Annotated in this window: 13 protein-coding genes; 7 read left to right on the top strand and 6 right to left on the bottom strand. The window is 66.3% G+C overall.

The window, feature by feature from the left end:
* Positions 1–28: 28 nt before the first annotated feature.
* The 6 genes from AC2CQI_RS02550 to AC2CQI_RS02525 all read left to right on the top strand — a co-directional run bounded on the left by AC2CQI_RS02550 (position 29) and on the right by AC2CQI_RS02525 (position 9,065).
* On the top strand, positions 29–730 hold the full coding sequence (locus tag AC2CQI_RS02550; protein ID WP_484579053.1) for a GntR family transcriptional regulator: 702 nt from the start codon (positions 29–31) through the stop codon (positions 728–730).
* 225 nt (positions 731–955) lie between these two features.
* Positions 956–1,771, top strand: a complete 816-nt coding sequence (locus AC2CQI_RS02545) for an NADPH-dependent oxidoreductase (protein WP_484579052.1) — start codon at positions 956–958, stop codon at positions 1,769–1,771.
* A gap of 64 nt (positions 1,772–1,835) precedes the next feature.
* Positions 1,836–3,170, top strand: a complete 1,335-nt coding sequence (locus tag AC2CQI_RS02540; protein ID WP_484579051.1) for an MFS transporter — start codon at positions 1,836–1,838, stop codon at positions 3,168–3,170.
* A 329-nt stretch (positions 3,171–3,499) separates the two neighbouring features.
* Positions 3,500–4,657: a TolC family protein gene (locus AC2CQI_RS02535; protein ID WP_484580574.1), complete on the top strand. Its 1,158-nt coding sequence runs from the start codon at positions 3,500–3,502 to the stop codon at positions 4,655–4,657.
* Positions 4,658–4,679: 22 nt separating this feature from the next.
* A complete protein-coding gene (locus AC2CQI_RS02530) occupies positions 4,680–5,894 on the top strand; it encodes an efflux RND transporter periplasmic adaptor subunit (protein ID WP_484579050.1) in 1,215 nt (404 codons plus the stop codon).
* A 24-nt stretch (positions 5,895–5,918) separates the two neighbouring features.
* Complete coding sequence (locus AC2CQI_RS02525) at positions 5,919–9,065, top strand: CusA/CzcA family heavy metal efflux RND transporter (RefSeq protein ID WP_484579049.1); 3,147 nt, start codon at positions 5,919–5,921, stop codon at positions 9,063–9,065.
* Between the two features lie 39 nt (positions 9,066–9,104).
* On the opposite strand, the gene AC2CQI_RS02520 is transcribed toward AC2CQI_RS02525, so the two are convergent.
* Positions 9,105–9,818 (bottom strand): alpha/beta fold hydrolase, encoded by a 714-nt coding sequence (locus AC2CQI_RS02520; RefSeq protein WP_484579048.1) that lies wholly within the window; start codon positions 9,816–9,818, stop codon positions 9,105–9,107.
* A 177-nt stretch (positions 9,819–9,995) separates the two neighbouring features.
* A complete protein-coding gene (gene ptrR / locus AC2CQI_RS02515; RefSeq protein ID WP_075805507.1) occupies positions 9,996–10,877 on the bottom strand; it encodes a putrescine utilization regulator PtrR in 882 nt (293 codons plus the stop codon).
* Between the two features lie 105 nt (positions 10,878–10,982).
* Here ptrR and AC2CQI_RS02510 point away from each other — a divergent pair, with 105 nt between their 5' ends.
* The gene (locus tag AC2CQI_RS02510; protein WP_484579047.1) at positions 10,983–12,374 is read left to right on the top strand and encodes an aldehyde dehydrogenase family protein; all 1,392 of its coding nucleotides are present in this window, start codon (positions 10,983–10,985) and stop codon (positions 12,372–12,374) included.
* 113 nt (positions 12,375–12,487) lie between these two features.
* Here the strand turns inward: AC2CQI_RS02510 and AC2CQI_RS02505 are convergent, their stop codons facing one another.
* The 4 genes from AC2CQI_RS02505 to glcC all read right to left on the bottom strand — a co-directional run bounded on the left by AC2CQI_RS02505 (position 12,488) and on the right by glcC (position 16,983).
* Positions 12,488–13,918, bottom strand: a complete 1,431-nt coding sequence (locus tag AC2CQI_RS02505; protein ID WP_484580573.1) for an aldehyde dehydrogenase family protein — start codon at positions 13,916–13,918, stop codon at positions 12,488–12,490.
* A 7-nt stretch (positions 13,919–13,925) separates the two neighbouring features.
* Positions 13,926–15,425, bottom strand: coding sequence for a purine-cytosine permease family protein (locus tag AC2CQI_RS02500; RefSeq protein ID WP_484579046.1), 1,500 nt, complete (start codon positions 15,423–15,425; stop codon positions 13,926–13,928).
* A gap of 73 nt (positions 15,426–15,498) precedes the next feature.
* Positions 15,499–15,900: a YybH family protein gene (locus AC2CQI_RS02495; protein WP_484579045.1), complete on the bottom strand. Its 402-nt coding sequence runs from the start codon at positions 15,898–15,900 to the stop codon at positions 15,499–15,501.
* Between the two features lie 324 nt (positions 15,901–16,224).
* Positions 16,225–16,983 carry a transcriptional regulator GlcC gene (gene glcC, locus AC2CQI_RS02490; RefSeq protein ID WP_484579044.1) on the bottom strand — a complete coding sequence of 253 codons (759 nt, stop codon included), beginning with the start codon at positions 16,981–16,983 and terminating at the stop codon, positions 16,225–16,227.
* Positions 16,984–17,034: the final 51 nt, after the last annotated feature.

Here is a 17,034-nt window from a genome sequence, read left to right as displayed (position 1 = left end):
CACGAAGGGTTTGGCCGTGGAGGCCGCAGTGAGTGGATCCGGACAACGTGTATTGAACCTGCTGCGCAGGATGATCCTCGACGGGCAGTTCGCCCCCGGCGAGCGCATCGCCGAGGTGCCGACCGCCGAATTGCTGGAGGTGTCGCGGATGCCGGTGCGCATGGCCTTGCGGGCGCTGGAGCAGGAAGGCTTGCTGGTACGCCAGGGTGCGCGGGGCTTTGCGGTGAAGCAGGTGACCGCCGAAACCCTGGGCAATGCCGTGGAAGTGCGCGGTGCGCTGGAAGGCCTGGCAGCGCGGCAAGCGGCCGAGCGCGGCCTGGACAAGGCGGCGCGGGCGGTGTTGCTGGAGTGCCTGGAGCAGGCGGACCTGTTGTTCGAGAAGGGCTTCGTCACCGAGGAAGACCTGGCGGCCTATCACGACATCAACAAGCGCTTCCACCAGACCATCATCGAGGCCAGCGGCAATGCGGCGGTGGCCGAAGCGCTGTCCCGCAACGAGCACCTGCCGTTCGCCTCGGTCAGCTCGATCGCCGTGGACCGCGGCAACCTGGCCCAGGAGTTCCGCCGCTTCAACTTCGCCAACATGCAGCATCACACCCTCGTCGATGCCCTGCTGGCCGGGCAAGGGGCACGGGCCGAGGCGATCATGCGCGAGCATGCGCAGGTGACCATCAGGTACATGAAGATCTTCAGCGGGCCGCGGCAGGAGGGGTTGAAGATTATTCAGTGACTGTACCGGCCTCATCGCCGGCAACGCCGGCTCCCACAGGTTCGGCGGTGCACGCGACACCTGTGGGAGCCGGCGTTGCCGGCGACGAGGCCCGAAAGTGAAACATGTAAATTCCGCATAAAAACAAAACATTGTTATTAACAAAGCACCAACCGGTATTTCACAACCTACCCTTCCCGCCCCTACTCTGTTCGCCATCCCTCCCCGTGATGAAGAACCCCGACCATGTCCCGATCCACCACCCTCCTGACCCACCGCTACGGCCCCACCCACACCACGCCCGCCCTCGACAACCCGATCATCGAGCACCTGCTGAACCACCGCAGCCTGCGCACCTACGCCGACCAGCCACTGCCGCCGGGCACCCTGGAAACCCTGGTCGCCGCCGCTCAATCCGCTGCCACCTCGTCCAACCTGCAGGCCTGGAGCGTGATCGAGGTCCGGGACCCTACCCGTCGCGCGCGCCTGGCAAAACTGGCCAACAACCAGGCGCATATCGTCCAGGCACCGCTGTTCCTCGTCTGGCTGGCGGATTTCTCCCGCGCCCAGCGCATCGCTGACCAGCGCGATACCGAACTCAAGGCGCCTGCATACTTCGACAGCCTGCTGGTCGGCAGCATCGACGCGGCCCTGGCCGCGCAGAACGCGGTGGTCGCGGCCGAAGCCCTGGGCCTCGGCACCGTCTACATCGGCGCCCTGCGCAACGACCTGCAGGCAGTGATCGATGAGCTGCAACTGCCGCCACTGGTCTACCCGGTCTTCGGCCTGTGCGTCGGCTACGCCGCCACGGAAACCGCGATCAAGCCACGCCTGCCGCAAACCGTGACGGTGCACCGCGATACCTACCAGGTCGACCCTGAACAGGAACAGGCGCAGATCCGCGACTACGAAACCCTGGCCGCCGACTTCGCCCGCAGCCAGGGCCAGAACACACTGTCGTGGAGCGAGCAGGTGATCAATCGCCTCAAGGACGAAAGCGCCCTGCACGGCCGCGAACGCATCGCCGGAGTACTCAACGCCCAGAAACTCGCCCTGCGCTAAGGCGGACCACCTGAACGCCCTGACCCGCCCGGACGCACCGCCAACCTTCCAGCGCAAGGTGCCGATGATCATCGGCTGCGCGCTGTTCATGGAACTGCTCGACTCCACCGCCGTGCTCACCGCCCTGCCCCAGTTGGCGGCGGACTTCGGCGAGCCCAGCGTGCGCATGAACCTGGTGGTGACCCTGTACCTGCTGGCGGTGGCGATGTTCATCCCGCTGAGCGGCTGGCTGGCGGAGCGCCTGGGGCCGCGCCGGGTGTTCATCGCGGCGATCGGGTTGTTCGTGGTCAGTTCGCTGGCCTGCGCGCTGTCCGCCAGCCTGTGGCAACTGGCCCTGGCACGCTTTTGCCAGGGCATGGCCGGGGCGCTGATGGTGCCGGTGGGCCAGGTGATCCTGCTGCGCTGGTCGAGCAAGGGCGATCTGCTCAAGGCCATGGCCTACCTGACCATGCCCGCCCTGCTCGGCCCGGTGTTCGGCCCGCCGCTGGGCGGGCTGCTGGTGACCTGGCTGTCGTGGCACTGGATCTTCCTGCTCAACCTGCCCATTGGTCTGCTCGGCATCTTGCTGGTGCTGCGCCATGTGCCGGACTATCCGGGGCAGCGCATCCGGCCGTTGGACCTGCGCGGGTTCCTTCTTGGCAGCCCGGCGCTGGCTTGCCTGGTGCTGGCCTTCGAAAGCCTCGGGCAGGGTTCGCTGCGCTGGGAGTGGTCGTGCCTGTTGCTGGTTTCGGGAATCGCTTTCGCCTGGGCCTATGTGCGCCATGCCCGGCGGGCAGTGGCGCCGCTGCTGGACCTGTCGCTGTTGCGCATCCCCAGTTTCGCCCTGGTGCTCTGGGGCGGCACCCTGTTTCGCCTCGGCAGTGCCTCATTGCCCTTCCTGCTGGTGCTGCTGTTCCAGCTCGGCTACGGCATGAGCGCGCTGGAGGCCGGGCTGCTGACCTTTGCCGGCGGCGCCGGGGCCTTGCTGATCAAGTTCATTTCCGTGCCGCTGGCGCGGCGTTTCGGCTTTCGTGACCTGCTGGTGTGGAACACGGTGCTGGGCGCGCTTTCCATTGCCCTGTGTGCGTTGTTTACCGAGGACACGGCTCCTGTCGTGGTGATGTTCATGCTGTTCGTGGGCGGGCTGTCGCGGTCGTTGCAGATGACGGCGATGGGGGCACTGACCTATGCGGATATCCCGCCGGAGCGCTCGGCCAGTGCGGCGACTTTGTCGGCGACCAGTGTGCAGATCAGTTTGAGTCTGGCGGTGTGCCTGGCGGCGATGTTGCTGGGCGGGATCCAGCGGGTGCAGGGGCATGGGCGGCCGCAGGCCGGGGATATTCAGGTGACCCTGGTGCTGGTGAGTTTGATGTGCCTGGGGGCTGGGTTGGTGTTCAGGCGGTTGGACAGGGAGAAGTGAGGGTGCTCTCTCGGGCCTCATCGCTGGCAAGCCAGCTCCCACAGGTTCACCAGTGTTCTTAAGAGCACCGCTGTACCTGTGGGAGCTGGCTTGCCAGCGATGAGGCCGGTAAGAGCAACACAAAATCTGGCGCTGTCCCTCGATTACAGAATTGTAATTTTGCCGCCACCCCCCTGATACCTGCCGCTCCTTAGAGTGCCGCCATCTTTCCAACCGGGCCTGGCGGCACCTTCGGCGTTTCCGTCGGGCTTTTCGAGCACGAGGACCCGCCAGTGCCCCGCCCCTCCTTGTTCCTTACGCTGTGCGCCGCGCTGGCCACGCCCGTCGCCATGGCCGACAGCCTGAGCCTGCCCCAGGCCCTCGCTACGGCCCTCGAACACAATCCGGACATGGCCGCCGCGCGCCAGGAGATCGGTATCGCCGACGGTGCCCGGCGCCAGGCCGGGCTGATCCCCAATCCGGAGCTGTCGGTCGAGGTCGAGGACACCCGGCGCAACACCAGCACCACCACCGTGACCCTCAGTCAGCCCCTGGAACTGGGCGGCAAGCGCGCGGCGCGGGTCGAGGTGGCCAGCGTCGGCCAGGCCCTCGCGCAGATGACCCTGGAACGCCAGGTCAACGACCTGCGCGCCGAAGTCACCCAGGCCTTCCATGCCGCCCTGCGCGCGCAGACCGGCGTGGAACTGGCGCAGCAATCCCTGGAACTGACCGGGCGCGGTCTGCAGGTGGTCGAGGGCCGCGTCCGCGCCGGCAAGTCCTCGCCAGTGGAAGCCACCCGCGCCGAAGTGCAACTGGCCGAGGCACGCCTGCAACTGAGCCGCGCCGAAACCGAAAAGACCAGCGCCTGGCGGCAACTGGCGCAGATCACCGGCAGCAGCGTGAGCACCTTCGACCGCCTGCAAGCCCCTTCCCTCTCGCCCGGCCTGCCACCCGATGCAGAGCTGATGCTCGCCCGTATCGAACAGACTGCCGAACTGCGCCAGGCCGCCGCACAGATCGAGCAGAACGAGGCGGCGCTGGGCTCGGAAAAGGCCCGGCGCATTCCCGACCTGACCGTCAGCCTCGGCAGCCAGTACAACCGCGCCGAGCGCGAGCGGGTCAACGTGGTCGGTCTGTCCCTGCCCTTGCCACTGTTCGATCGTAACCAGGGCAATGTCCTCGCCGCCGCGCGCCGCGCCGACCAGTCCCGCGACCTGCGCAATGCCGTGGAGCTGCGCCTGCGCAGCGAGACGCACACGGCCCTGAACCAGTGGGCCACGGCCATGGGCGAGGTCGGCGCCTATGACAGGACCATCCTGCCCGCCGCGCGCCAGGCCGTGGACACCGCCACCCGCGGCTTCGAGAGGGGCAAGTTCGGCTTTATCGAAGTGCTCGACGCCCAGCGCACCCTGATCAGCGCCCGCGAGCAATACCTCGCCGCCCTCACCGCCGCCACCGAGGCCCGGGCCCGGGTGGAACGGATCTACGGCGACCTCGGCCCCCTTTGAATCCCCTGCCTCTGGAGCATCCATGAACAACACACGCAAGATCGCCCTCGCCCTGGTTGCGGCGACGGCCCTGGGCTTTGCCACCGTGGCCTGGAATGGCAGCGCCGAGCATGGCGAGGAAGACGGTCACGGCCATGGCACCGAGAAAACCACAGCCGCCAAGGATGAGCACGGCCATGAAGAACAAGGCGAAGCCGGCCACGAAGAGGAAGGCAGGCTGACCCTCAACGAACAGCAGATCCAGGCCGCCGGCATCGAACTGGAAGCCGCCGCGCCCCGGGACCTGGGCAGCGTGGTCAGCTTCCCCGGCGAGATCCGCTTCGACGAGGACCGCACCGCCCACGTGGTACCCCGGGTCCCCGGCGTGGTGGAAAGCGTGCACGCCAACCTCGGCGAGCCGGTGAAAAAGGGCCAGTTGCTGGCAGTGATCGCCAGCCAGCAGATTTCCGACCTGCGCAGCGAGCAGCAGGCGGCGCAGCGCCGGGTCGAACTGGCGCGGGTCACCTTCGAGCGGGAAAAACAGCTGTGGCAGGAGCGCATCTCCGCCGAGCAGGACTTCCTGCAAGCCCGGCAGACCCTGCAGGAAGCCGAGATCGGCCTGGCCAACGCCCGGCAGAAGGTCGCCGCACTGGGCGCCTCGGTCAGCGCCGCCGGCGGCAACCGCTATGAACTGCGGGCGCCCTTCGATTCGGTGGTAGTGGAGAAACACCTGGCCCTCGGCGAGGTGGTCAGCGAAGCCAGCAATGCCTTCACCCTGTCCGACCTGTCCCGGGTCTGGGCCACCTTCGCCGTGCCGCCGCGGGACCTGGACAAGGTTGCCAGCGGCCGTCCCGTGCGCGTGTCGTCACCGGACCTGGACAGCGAAGTGGCCGGCACCATCGGTTATGTCGGCAGCCTGCTCGGCGAGCAGAACCGCGCCGCCACCGTGCGCGTCACCCTGACCAACCCCAATGGCGCCTGGCGCCCGGGGCTGTTCGTCAGCGTCGCGGTCACTGCGCAAACCGCCCCGGCAGCCGTCACGGTGCGCCATGACGCGGTGCAAACCGTGGAAGAGAAACCCTCGGTGTTCGTGCGCAGCGCCGACGGTTTCGACACCCGCCCGGTCACCCTGGGCCGCCGCGACGGCGACTACGTCGAGGTGCTCGACGGCCTGCCCGCCGGGGCGCTGGTCGCCACCCGCGGCAGCTTCACCCTCAAGTCCGAGCTGGGCAAGGCCTCCGCCGAGCACAGCCACTGATGCGCCCGTACAGGATGACCTTCCATGTTTGAACGTCTGATTCGCTTCGCCATCGAGCAGCGCATCGTGGTGATGATCGCCGTGCTGCTGATGGCCGGCCTGGGGATCTACAGCTACCAGAAGCTGCCGATCGACGCCGTGCCGGACATCACCAACGTCCAGGTGCAGATCAACGCCGCCGCGCCCGGCTATTCACCGCTGGAAACCGAGCAGCGCATCACCTTCCCGGTGGAAACCGCCATGGCCGGCCTGCCCGGGCTCAAGCAGACCCGCTCGCTGTCGCGCTCGGGGCTGTCCCAGGTGACGGTGATCTTCGCCGACGGCACCGATATCTTCTTCGCCCGCCAGCAGGTCAACGAACGCCTGCAGGTGGCCAAGGAACAGTTGCCGGAAGGCGTCGAGGCGGTGATGGGCCCGGTGTCCACCGGCCTGGGCGAGATCTTCCTGTGGACCGTGGAAGCCGAGGACGGCGCGCGCAAGGAAGACGGCACGCCCTACACCCCCACCGACCTGCGGGTGATCCAGGACTGGATCATCAAGCCGCAACTGCGCAACGTCCCGGGGGTGGCCGAGATCAACACCATCGGCGGTTTCGCCAAGCAGTACCTGATCGCTCCGGACCCCAAGCGCCTGGCCGCCTACAAGCTGACCCTCAGCGATCTGGTCACGGCACTTGAACGCAACAACGGCAACGTCGGCGCCGGCTATATCGAGCGCAGCGGCGAGCAATTGCTGGTCCGCGCCCCGGGCCAGGTCGCCGGCCTGGACGACATCGCCAACGTGGTGATCTCCAGCGTCGACGGTGCGCCGATCCGGGTCAGCAACGTGGCCGAGGTCAGCATCGGCAAGGAACTGCGCTCCGGTGCCGCCACCGAGAACGGCCGCGAAGTGGTGCTGGGCACGGTGTTCATGCTGATCGGCGAAAACAGCCGCACGGTGTCCCAGGCCGTGGCCGCCAAACTGGCCGAGATCAACCGCACCCTGCCCGAGGGCGTGGTCGCGGTGACCGTCTACGACCGCACCAACCTGGTGGAAAAGGCCATCGCCACGGTGAAGAAGAACCTGGTCGAAGGGGCGATCCTGGTGATCGCCGTGCTCTTCCTGTTCCTCGGCAATATCCGTGCGGCGCTGATCACCGCCATGGTCATCCCGCTGTCGATGCTGTTCACCTTCACCGGCATGTTCCACAACAAGGTCAGTGCCAACCTGATGAGCCTGGGCGCCCTGGACTTCGGCATCATCGTCGACGGCGCGGTGGTGATCGTCGAGAACGCCATCCGCCGCCTGGCCCATGCCCAGCACAAGCACGGGCGCATGCTGACCCGCAGCGAGCGCTTCCACGAAGTCTTCGCCGCCGCCCGCGAGGCGCGCCGGCCGCTGATCTTCGGCCAGTTGATCATCATGGTGGTGTACCTGCCGATCTTCGCCCTGACCGGGGTCGAAGGCAAAATGTTCCACCCCATGGCCTTTACCGTGGTCATCGCCCTGCTCGGCGCCATGCTCCTGTCGGTGACCTTCGTGCCGGCGGCGATCGCCATGTTCGTCACCGGCAAGGTCAAGGAAGAGGAAGGCCTGGTCATGCGCAAGGCGCGCCTGGGCTATGCCCCGGTACTGGAGTGGGTGCTCAAGCATCGCAACCTGGCCTTTGCCTCGGCGGTCGGCGTGGTGCTGCTGACCGGGGCCATGGCCAGCCGCATGGGCAGCGAGTTCATCCCCAGCCTCAGCGAGGGCGACCTGGCCCTGCAGGCGCTGCGGGTGCCGGGCACCAGCCTGAGCCAGTCGGTGGACATGCAGCAGCGCCTGGAAAAGGCGGTGATGCAGCAGGTGCCGGAAGTCGAACGGGTGTTCGCCCGTACCGGCACCGCGGAAATCGCCGCCGACCCGATGCCGCCGAACATCTCCGACGCCTACATCATGCTCAAGCCCAAGGCGCAGTGGCCGGATCCGGGCAAATCGCGGGAGGCCATCATCGCTGCCGTGCAGCAAGCCGCCGCTGGCGTTCCAGGCAGCAACTACGAACTGTCGCAGCCGATCCAGTTGCGTTTCAACGAGCTGATTTCCGGGGTGCGCAGCGACGTCGCGGTGAAGGTCTTCGGCGACGACATGGACACCCTCAACCGCACGGCAGCGAAGATCGCCACGGCCTTGCAGGGCGTTCCCGGCGCCTCGGAAGTGAAGGTGGAACAGACCACCGGCCTGCCGGTGCTGACCATCAATATCGACCGGGAAAAGGCCGCCCGCTACGGCCTGAACATCGGCGAAGTGCAGGATGCCGCGGCGATTGCCGTGGGTGGGCGCCAGGCCGGTACCTTGTATGAGGGCGACCGTCGCTTCGACATGGTGGTACGCCTGTCCGAAGCGCTGCGCACCGATGTCGCCGGGCTGGCCGAGCTGCTGATCCCGGTGCCGGCGAATGCTGCCCTGGGCGCCGAACAGATCGGCTTCATCCCGCTGTCCCAGGTCGCCAGCCTCGACCTGCAACTGGGGCCGAACCAGATCAGCCGGGAAAACGGCAAGCGCCTGGTGGTGGTCAGTGCCAACGTGCGTGGGCGCGACCTGGGTTCGTTCGTCGAGGAGGCCAGCGACACGCTGGTGCGTGAGGTGCAGGTCCCGGCGGGCTACTGGACGACATGGGGCGGGCAGTTCGAGCAGTTGCAATCGGCGGCCAAGCGCCTGCAGGTGGTGGTGCCGGTGGCCTTGCTGCTGGTCATGACCCTGCTGTTCCTGATGTTCAACAACCTCAAGGACGGCTTGCTGGTGTTCACCGGGATTCCCTTTGCCCTTACCGGTGGGGTGCTGGCGTTGTGGTTGCGGGATATTCCGCTGTCGATCTCGGCGGGCGTGGGCTTTATTGCCCTGTCCGGGGTGGCGGTGCTTAACGGGTTGGTGATGATTTCCTTCATCCGCAACCTGCGCGAGGAAGGGGCTTCATTGAGCAGTGCCGTGACCGACGGCGCCCTGACCCGCCTGCGGCCGGTGCTGATGACGGCGCTGGTGGCATCCCTTGGCTTCATTCCAATGGCCCTCGCCACCGGCACCGGCGCCGAGGTGCAGCGGCCGCTGGCGACGGTGGTGATTGGCGGGATCCTGTCGTCGACCGCGCTGACCCTGCTGGTATTGCCGGCGCTGTACCAGTGGGCGCATCGCCGGGATGAGGCGCTCGATCAGTAGCTCATGCCGGGGTTCGAGGGCCTGATCGCTGCGCAGCGATCAGGCGTCGAAGCGCCCGGCCAGCCAGTGGCCGAGCAGCTCGCTGGTGCGCTCGGGGTGCTCCAGCGGCGGCAGGTGGCCGCACTCGCCAATCACCTCGAAATGGGCTCCGGGGATGCCGGCATGGATCACCCGAGCCTCGGCCAGCGGAGTGATTTCATCCTGGGCGCCGAACAGCACCAGGGTCGGCACCTTGATATCGGCCAGCAGTGGTTGGTAATCGGCACGGTCGATGATCGCCTGCTGCTGGCGGATAAAGCCTTCGCGGCCGATGGCGTCGGCCATGTCCATGACGATCCGGGGCACCTCGGTGTCCAGGGCGCGGGCGTGCATCAGGCGTGGCAACAACTGTGGCGTCACCCCCTTGAACTTGCCCAGCCCGGCCAGTTCCAGCAGGCCGCGACGGACCCGGGCACGGTTCGCATCGTCGGGGCGGGCCATGGTGTCGAGCAGGGCCAGGCGTTCGACCCGCTGCGCAGCGCGGCGGAGAATCTCGAAGGCGACATAGCCGCCCATGGACAGTGCGGCCAGGGCAAAGCGTGGTGGCGCCTGTTCCAGCACGTGATCGGCCATGGCGGCGATGGAGTCATGCTGGCTGAGGTCCGGAATCAGGATCTCGCGGTCGGATTCGAAGGTGGCCTGGGCGTGGGTCCAGAGACGGTGGTCATTGAGCAGACCGGGGAGCAGGACGAGCGGGAGGTTGTTGCGGGACAACGGCAGGACTCCAGGGTGACGCTTGGGATGAGGGGGATAGTTTATACAGGATGTGTCTGGGAGTGTTGGGGTGATCTCTCGGGCCTCATCGCTGGCAAGCCATCTCCCACAGGGATCGCGTGCACCGCTGAACCTGTCGGAGCTGGCTTGCCAGCGATGAGGCCCTCAAATACACCATCAGGCTTCAATATCCAGCACATCCCCCCGCTCCCTGAGCAACTCGACAAACGTGCTCAGACACCGCGACATCATCCCCTTCCTCCACACCAGCCAGGTCCGCAGATAGCGGAAGCGCTCCGACAACGGCCAGACACTGACCGTACTGCACCCCGGCATGCTATCGAGCATGCTTCGCGGCATCAGCGCCAGCCCGGCCCCGGCGCTGACGCAGGCGAGCATGCCGTGATAGGACTCCATCTCGAGGATCTTCCCCGGCACCGCGCCATCCTGGGCGAACCAGCTTTCGAAGTGATGCCGGTACGAGCAGTTGGCCCGGAAGGCATAGATGGTCGAGCCGTTGACCTCCGCCGCCCGGCTGATCGCCCCGTGATTGAGCGGCGCGATCAGGACCATCTCCTCGATGAACACCGGCACGCCCTCCAGCGCCGGGTGCAGCACCGGCCCATCGACGAAGGCGGCGCTCAGGCGCCCGGCCAGCACGCCTTCGATCATCGCCCCGGAAGGCCCGGTGCTCAGGTCCAGCTCGACCTTGGCATAGCTCTGGTTATAGGCCGCCAGCAGCGCCGGAATCCTTACCGCCGCGGTACTTTCCAGCGAACCGAGGGCAAACGGGCCCTGGGGTTCATCGCCGGCCACCGTCTGCCGCGCCTCGCTCACCAGGTCGAGAATGCGCCGGGCATAGTCGAGAAAGGTCCAGCCGGCCGGCGACAGACGCAGGCGGCTTTTCTCGCGGATGAACAGGTCGACCCCCAGCTCTTCTTCCAGTTGTCGGATTCGCGTGGTCAGGTTCGACGGCACCCGATGAATATGCTGGGCCGCCGCACTGATGCTGCCCTGCTCTGCCACGGCCTTGAACATCTCCAGCTGGACCAGATCCATACACTCATTCTCTCTACGTGAACGTTTCGCTCAGTATTATTCAGTTTCAGGGAAACATACAACGCAGTAGGCTTCGATCCGTACTCCTTCCATCAGGACGCCGAGATGACCGTGATCAGCCACCAGACCCATGCCCTGTCGATCAATCCCGCCACCGGCGAGCAGATCGGCCACTACCCCTACGAAAGCGACGCCGTACTAGACGCCGCCCTGGCTCGTGCCGCTGCCGGCTACGCGGTATGGCGCCGCACCCCGCTGGAAGGCCGTGTCGGCCAGTTGCGCGCCCTGGGCGCTGCCCTGCGCGACAACGCCGAAGCCATGGCGCTGATGATCACTGACGAAATGGGCAAGCCGATTGCCCAGGCCCGTGGCGAAATCGAGAAATGCGCCCAGCTCTGCGACTGGTACGCCGAAGCCGGCCCGGCCATGCTCGCGCCTGAGCCCGCGCCGGTTCCGGTAGGCAAGGCGCGTATCGAATACCGTCCGCTCGGCCCGCTGCTGGCGGTGATGCCGTGGAACTTCCCGATCTGGCAGGTCCTGCGTGGCGCCGTTCCGGCCCTGCTGGCCGGCAACACCTACGTGCTCAAGCACGCGCCGAACGTGATGGGCAGCGCCTACCTGCTGCTGGATGCGTTCAAGCGTGCCGGCTTCCCTGAAGGCGTGTTCGAGGTGATCAACGTCACCCCGGATGGCGTGTCCAAGGCCATCGCCGACCCGCGCATCGCCGCCGTGACCCTGACCGGCAGCGTGCGCGCCGGTACCGCCATCGGTGCCCAGGCCGGTGCCGCGCTGAAGAAATGCGTGCTGGAGCTGGGAGGCTCCGACCCGTTCATCGTGCTCAACGACGCCAACCTGGATGAGGCGGTGAAGGCTGCCGTGATCGGTCGCTACCAGAACACCGGCCAGGTCTGCGCTGCGGCCAAGCGCCTGATCGTCGAGGAAGGCGTGGTCCAGGCCTTTACCGAGAAGTTCGTCGAGATGACCCGTGCCCTGGTGGTGGGTGATCCGGGCAATGCCGAGACCTACATCGGCCCGATGGCCCGTTTCGACCTGCGTGACGAGCTGGATGGCCAGGTCCAGGCGACCCTGGCCGAAGGCGCGACCCTGCTGCTGGGTGGCGGCAAGGCGGAGGGCGAAGGCAACTACTACCAGCCGACCATTCTGGCCGATGTCACTGACCAGATGACCTCGTTCAAGGAGGAGCTGTTCGGCCCGGTGGCTTCGATCATCACCGCCCGTGACGCGCGGCATGCCCTGCAACTGGCGAACGACAGCGAGTTCGGCCTGGCCTCGACTATCTACACCGCCAATGTGGAACTGGCCGAGCAACTGGTGGAAGAGCTGGATACCGGCGGCATCTTCATCAACGGCTACTGCGCCAGTGATCCGCGGGTGACCTTTGGTGGCGTGAAGAAGAGTGGATTCGGGCGGGAGCTGTCGCACTTTGGTGTGCGTGAGTTCTGCAATGCGCAGACGGTGTGGCTGGATCGCAACTAAGGCAAACACAAAACCCCTGTGGGAGCTGGCTTGCCAGCGATTGCGATGGTGAATTCACTACCGCTATCGCTGGCAAGCCAGCTCCCACAAGGTTTATCACAGGCCTGGAGATATCACCCCAGGCAACGGGTCACATGCTTGACCGACTGATACGCCGACAACCCCCAAGGCCCCAGCTCACGGCCAATGCCGCTGCCCTTGGTCCCGCCCCATGACGTCTCGACGAACACCGCCTGGATCGAGTTGATCCACACATGCCCCACTTCCAGGGCATCGGCGACCCGCTCGGCACGCGCCAGATCAGCACTGACCACCGTCGCCACCAGCCCGAAGCGGCTGTCATTGGCCAGGGCGATCGCCTCTTCCTCGGTCCCGAAGCGCTGGCTGCACAGCACCGGCCCGAAGATCTCCTCGCTCCACAGACGGCTGCCCGCCGGCACATCGGCATACAGCGTCGGGCTGACGAACCAGCCAGCACGGTCCAGCGGCTTGCCGCCGGTCAGGCAGTTCAGGCCCTCCTCCTTCGCCACGGCAAAGTACGCCGCGACCTTGAGCCATTGCCCCTGGCTGGTCAGCGGGCCCATGTCCACGTCTTCGGTCAGCGGATTGCCGACCCGCAGTTTCTCCAGCGCGACCTTCAGGCGTGCCAGCAGGTCATCGGCAATCCCGTCCTGGATCAGCAGGCGCGAAGTGGCCGAGCACATCTGCCCGGCGTTCCAGCAGATCCCGGCGACGATCCAGTCCACCGCCTGGTCCAGGTCGCAGTCATCGAAGACCACGATGGCCGACTTGCCACCCAGCTCCAGGGTCACCGGCCGACACTGCGCCGAGGCACTGCGCATCACCTGGCTGCCGACGGTGTTGCTGCCGGTGAAGGACAGCTTGTCCAGGCCGCTGTGGTTGCTCAGGGCGATCCCGGTTTCGGCCTTGCCCACCACGATATTCAGCACGCCTGCCGGCAGGCCCAACTGCTCGGCGATCTGCCCGTAGCTCTGTTCGATCAGCGGGGTCACCTCGGACGGCTTGAGCACCACGGTGCAGCCGGCGGCCAGGGCCGGGGCGAGTTTCCAGGCGCTGGTCACCAGCGGGAAGTTCCACGGCACGATCAGGCCGACCACGCCCACCGGCTCCAGCCGGGTACGGGCACTGAAGCCCGGGGCGGCCAGGGCCACATTGAGATCTTTCTGCGCCTGCTGCTCGATCAGGTCGGCGTAGTAGCCGAAGGTGGCGACGGCGTCGTCCAGGTCCACTTCCGCTTCATGACGCGGCTTGCCGTTGTTGCGCATCTGCAGGGCAATCAGTTCTTCACGGCGCAGGCCCAGTTGCTCGGCGAAACCGCGCAGGTAGCCGGCACGGGTGGCCACGTCGAGGGTTTTCCAGCCCGGCAGTGCGGCGCGGGCGGCCGCCACGGCGTCGTCCACCTGGGCGGCACTGGCCGCGATCAGCTCGGCGAAAGGCTCGCCCAGGGACGGGTCGAAGACCTTGATGCAGTCAGCGGTGGCGCCATCCACCCAGCGGCCATCGATGTAATGAGTCATGTGCAGCTCCAGTTCAGGCCGTTTCGGCAGTCGTCAGCGGCGCGTCGGCCGCCGGTTTGCGAAATACCCAGCGCGGGCCCTTGGGGCCATACACCGCAGCGGGTTCGGGGAAAATATTGATCAGCGCCAGGTACAGCACGGTGGCCAGGCCCAGGGTGATCGGCAGGCTGACGTCGATGCCGCCGGCCAGTTCGCCCAGGCTGCCAACGAACTGCCCAGGCAGGTTGACGAAGCACAGGCCGATGATCGCGCTGGGCACCCAGGCGCCCATGCCGCGCCAGTTCCAGCCATGGTGGAACCAGTAGTGGCCGCCCCGCTCGCCACGGGTGAACACCTGCAGGTCATCGGCGTGGTAGAAGCCGCGACGGGTGATCAGGCCGAGGATCATGATCACCATCCACGGGCTGGTGCAGGTGATGATCAGCACGGCGAAGGTGGACACGCTCTGCACCAGGTTGAAGGTGAAGCGGCCGATAAAGATGAAGGCGATGGCCGCGACGCCGATCAGCAGGGTCGCCCCGGCGCGGCTGAGCAGGCGCGGGAACACGCTGGACATGTCCAGGCCGGTGCCGTAGAGCGCCGTAGTACCGGTGGACATGCCGCCGATCACCGCGATCAGGCACACCGGCAGGAAGAACCAGGTCGGTGCGACCGCCAGCAGGCCGCCGACATAGTTGTTGGCCTCGATGTACTGCGGCGCCTGGCTGGCCACCAGGGTCGCGGTGCACAGGCCGAAGAAGAACGGGATCAGGGTGCCGACCTGCGAGGCGATCACCGCCAGCATGATCCGCGCCTTGGGGGTTTCCCGCGGGATATAGCGCGACCAGTCGCCGAGGAAGGCGCCGAACGACACCGGGTTGCTCATGGCCAGCAGCGCCGAGCCGATGAAGGCTGCCCAGAAGCCCGGCTGACCGAGGTTGACGCTCCCTGCAAAGCCCGCATCGAAGGGCCCGGCAAAGGCAAAGATGCCCAGCAGGAACAGCAGGCTGGAGGCCCACACGGCGATCTTGTTGACCCAGAGCATGAAGCGGAAGCCGTGGATGCAGACGATCAGCACCAACACCGCGAACAGGCCGTAGGCCAGGCCCAGGGTCAGGTCGGTTTCCGGCAGGCCGGCCAGGCGCTTGGCGCCGCCCACCAGGGCGTCACCGGAGCTCCACACCGACAGCGAGAAGAACGCCACCGCCGTCAGCAGCGACAGGAAGGAGCCGACGATGCGCCCGTGCACGCCGAAGTGCGCCCCGGACGACACCGCATTGTTGGTGCCGTTGAGGGCGCCGAACAGGCCCATGGGCGAAAGGATCAGCGCGCCGACCCCGACGCCCAGCAGGATCGCCCAGACCCCGGCCTGGAACGACAGGCCGAACAGTACCGGGAAACTGCCCAGTACGGCGGTGGCGAAGGTATTGGCGCCGCCGAAGATCAGGCGGAACAGGTCCAGTGGGGAGGCATCGCGTTGGTTGTCGGGGATCTGTTCGACCCCGTTGGTTTCGATCCCGGAGGAATGGCTCATGGTGGTGCTCCAGCGCCTGTCGTGATTGTTGTTGAGTGCGTTGGCAGTGACGGCAAGGCCGTCAAAAAGGGGCTCAGCTATCGCTCAGTGCCGACAGGTGCTCGTGACAGGCCAGCCAGTGCTCGCCGTGCAGGCGGAACACGATGGTTTCCCGTTCCTGCAACTGGAGTTCCTCGCCGCCGACCCGCAGATGGGTCGCCACGTCATGCAGGAAGATCGCCACATCGCCCTGCAGGCTGACCTGGCCATTGCTCGACTGGCAGCCGAGCACGGCAAAGCCTTCGGCCTGCCATTGGGCCCACAGCTGTTCATAGGCACGGCGCGACATCAGCGGTTGCGGGAGGGTGTGAAAGAGGAAGGTCGCGTCTTCGCTAAAGCAGGCGAAGTAGCGTTCGGTATGGTTGCTGGCAAAGGCCTCGACCAGGGTGGCGGCGGCCTGCAGAACCTGGGATTCACGCGTAGGTATAGGGTTCACGAGTGTGGCACTCACGGTTTTTGTAGTTGTCGTGAGGGATTCTGGCGAGGCGCCAGTGCCGGAAGAATCGCTGGGGGCAAATAATCAGTTCAGGATTTTCTAAACCAAGATCAAGGGCACCGCGGTCAATGTAGGAGCTGGTTTACCTGCGATGGACCGCAAAGCGGTCCCAAAACCATCCAGCACGAGATCTGGCTATAAGGGGATTCAGATTCAGCGCCTGCTTGATCGGGCTCATTCAGACTGATCGGAGTGGCAGGTTTTGGGACCGCTGCGCGGTCCATCGCAGGTAAACCAGCTCCTACACCGACCGTGTCGCCCGCTCTACTCCCAGCCCTCCAGCCGCATCGTCGCCCGCACCAGCCGCTGCTCCTCCTGCTCGATCTCCCGCAGGTTGTCCCTGATGCTCCCCAGATGCTCCCGCGCCGCCCGTTGCGCCTGCTCCGGCAACTGCTCCATCACCGCGTGGTACAGGCGCGCGTGCTGGCGATCGATCTGGCGTTTCTGCGCCGGGCGGCAATAGAGGTTGTTCACCGAGGCGAACACCGTGCTGAGCATCAGGTCGTTGAGCCCCTGCAACGTGTGCACCAGCACCGGGTTGTGCGAGGCCTCGCTGATGGCGCGGTGGAAGGCGTGATCGAGACGGGCCTGCTCGCGGGCATCCTGCTCCTCGGAACCGACCATTTCATCGAAACGCCGCTTGATCAGCAGGCGGTCGACATCAGTAGCGCGCAACGCCGCCAGCCGCGCCGACTCCCCTTCCAGCAGCGCCCGCACCTCCAGCAGGTCGAACAGCGTGCGCGGCTGCGAGGCGAACAGGTGCATCAGCGGCGTGGTGTCGTCGGCCCGGCTCAGGTCGGCGACATAGGAGCCACGTCCATGCTCGGTCTCGACGATGCCGCGCCCGCGCAGGATGCGCAGCCCCTCGCGCAAGGCCGAGCGCGAACAGCCCAGCTTGTCCACCAGGCGCCGCTCCGAAGGCAGCGCCTGGCCGACCTTGAGCACCCCGTCGACGATCAGCTTCTCGATACGCTCGGCCACCTGGTCGGCGACCTGCTTCTTGCCCGCAGTGGAATCGGCCATCGGATGACGCTCCATAACTGGTAGGACCAGTATGAGCCTGACAATGATTTT

Source organism: Pseudomonas sp. P2S-1 (assembly GCF_057197725.1).
This window is presented reverse-complemented; position numbering and strand designations above follow the sequence as displayed.

Coding starts and splice junctions, on each gene's coding strand:
- AC2CQI_RS02545 (WP_484579052.1), top strand. CDS start 956: ATGTCCCGATCCACCACCCTCCTGACCCACCGCTACGGCCCCACCCAC.
- AC2CQI_RS02540 (WP_484579051.1), top strand. CDS start 1,836: ATGATCATCGGCTGCGCGCTGTTCATGGAACTGCTCGACTCCACCGCC.
- AC2CQI_RS02535 (WP_484580574.1), top strand. CDS start 3,500: ATGGCCGACAGCCTGAGCCTGCCCCAGGCCCTCGCTACGGCCCTCGAA.
- AC2CQI_RS02530 (WP_484579050.1), top strand. CDS start 4,680: ATGAACAACACACGCAAGATCGCCCTCGCCCTGGTTGCGGCGACGGCC.
- AC2CQI_RS02525 (WP_484579049.1), top strand. CDS start 5,919: ATGTTTGAACGTCTGATTCGCTTCGCCATCGAGCAGCGCATCGTGGTG.
- ptrR (WP_075805507.1), bottom strand. CDS start 10,877: ATGGATCTGGTCCAGCTGGAGATGTTCAAGGCCGTGGCAGAGCAGGGC.
- AC2CQI_RS02510 (WP_484579047.1), top strand. CDS start 10,983: ATGACCGTGATCAGCCACCAGACCCATGCCCTGTCGATCAATCCCGCC.
- AC2CQI_RS02500 (WP_484579046.1), bottom strand. CDS start 15,425: ATGAGCCATTCCTCCGGGATCGAAACCAACGGGGTCGAACAGATCCCC.
- glcC (WP_484579044.1), bottom strand. CDS start 16,983: ATGGCCGATTCCACTGCGGGCAAGAAGCAGGTCGCCGACCAGGTGGCC.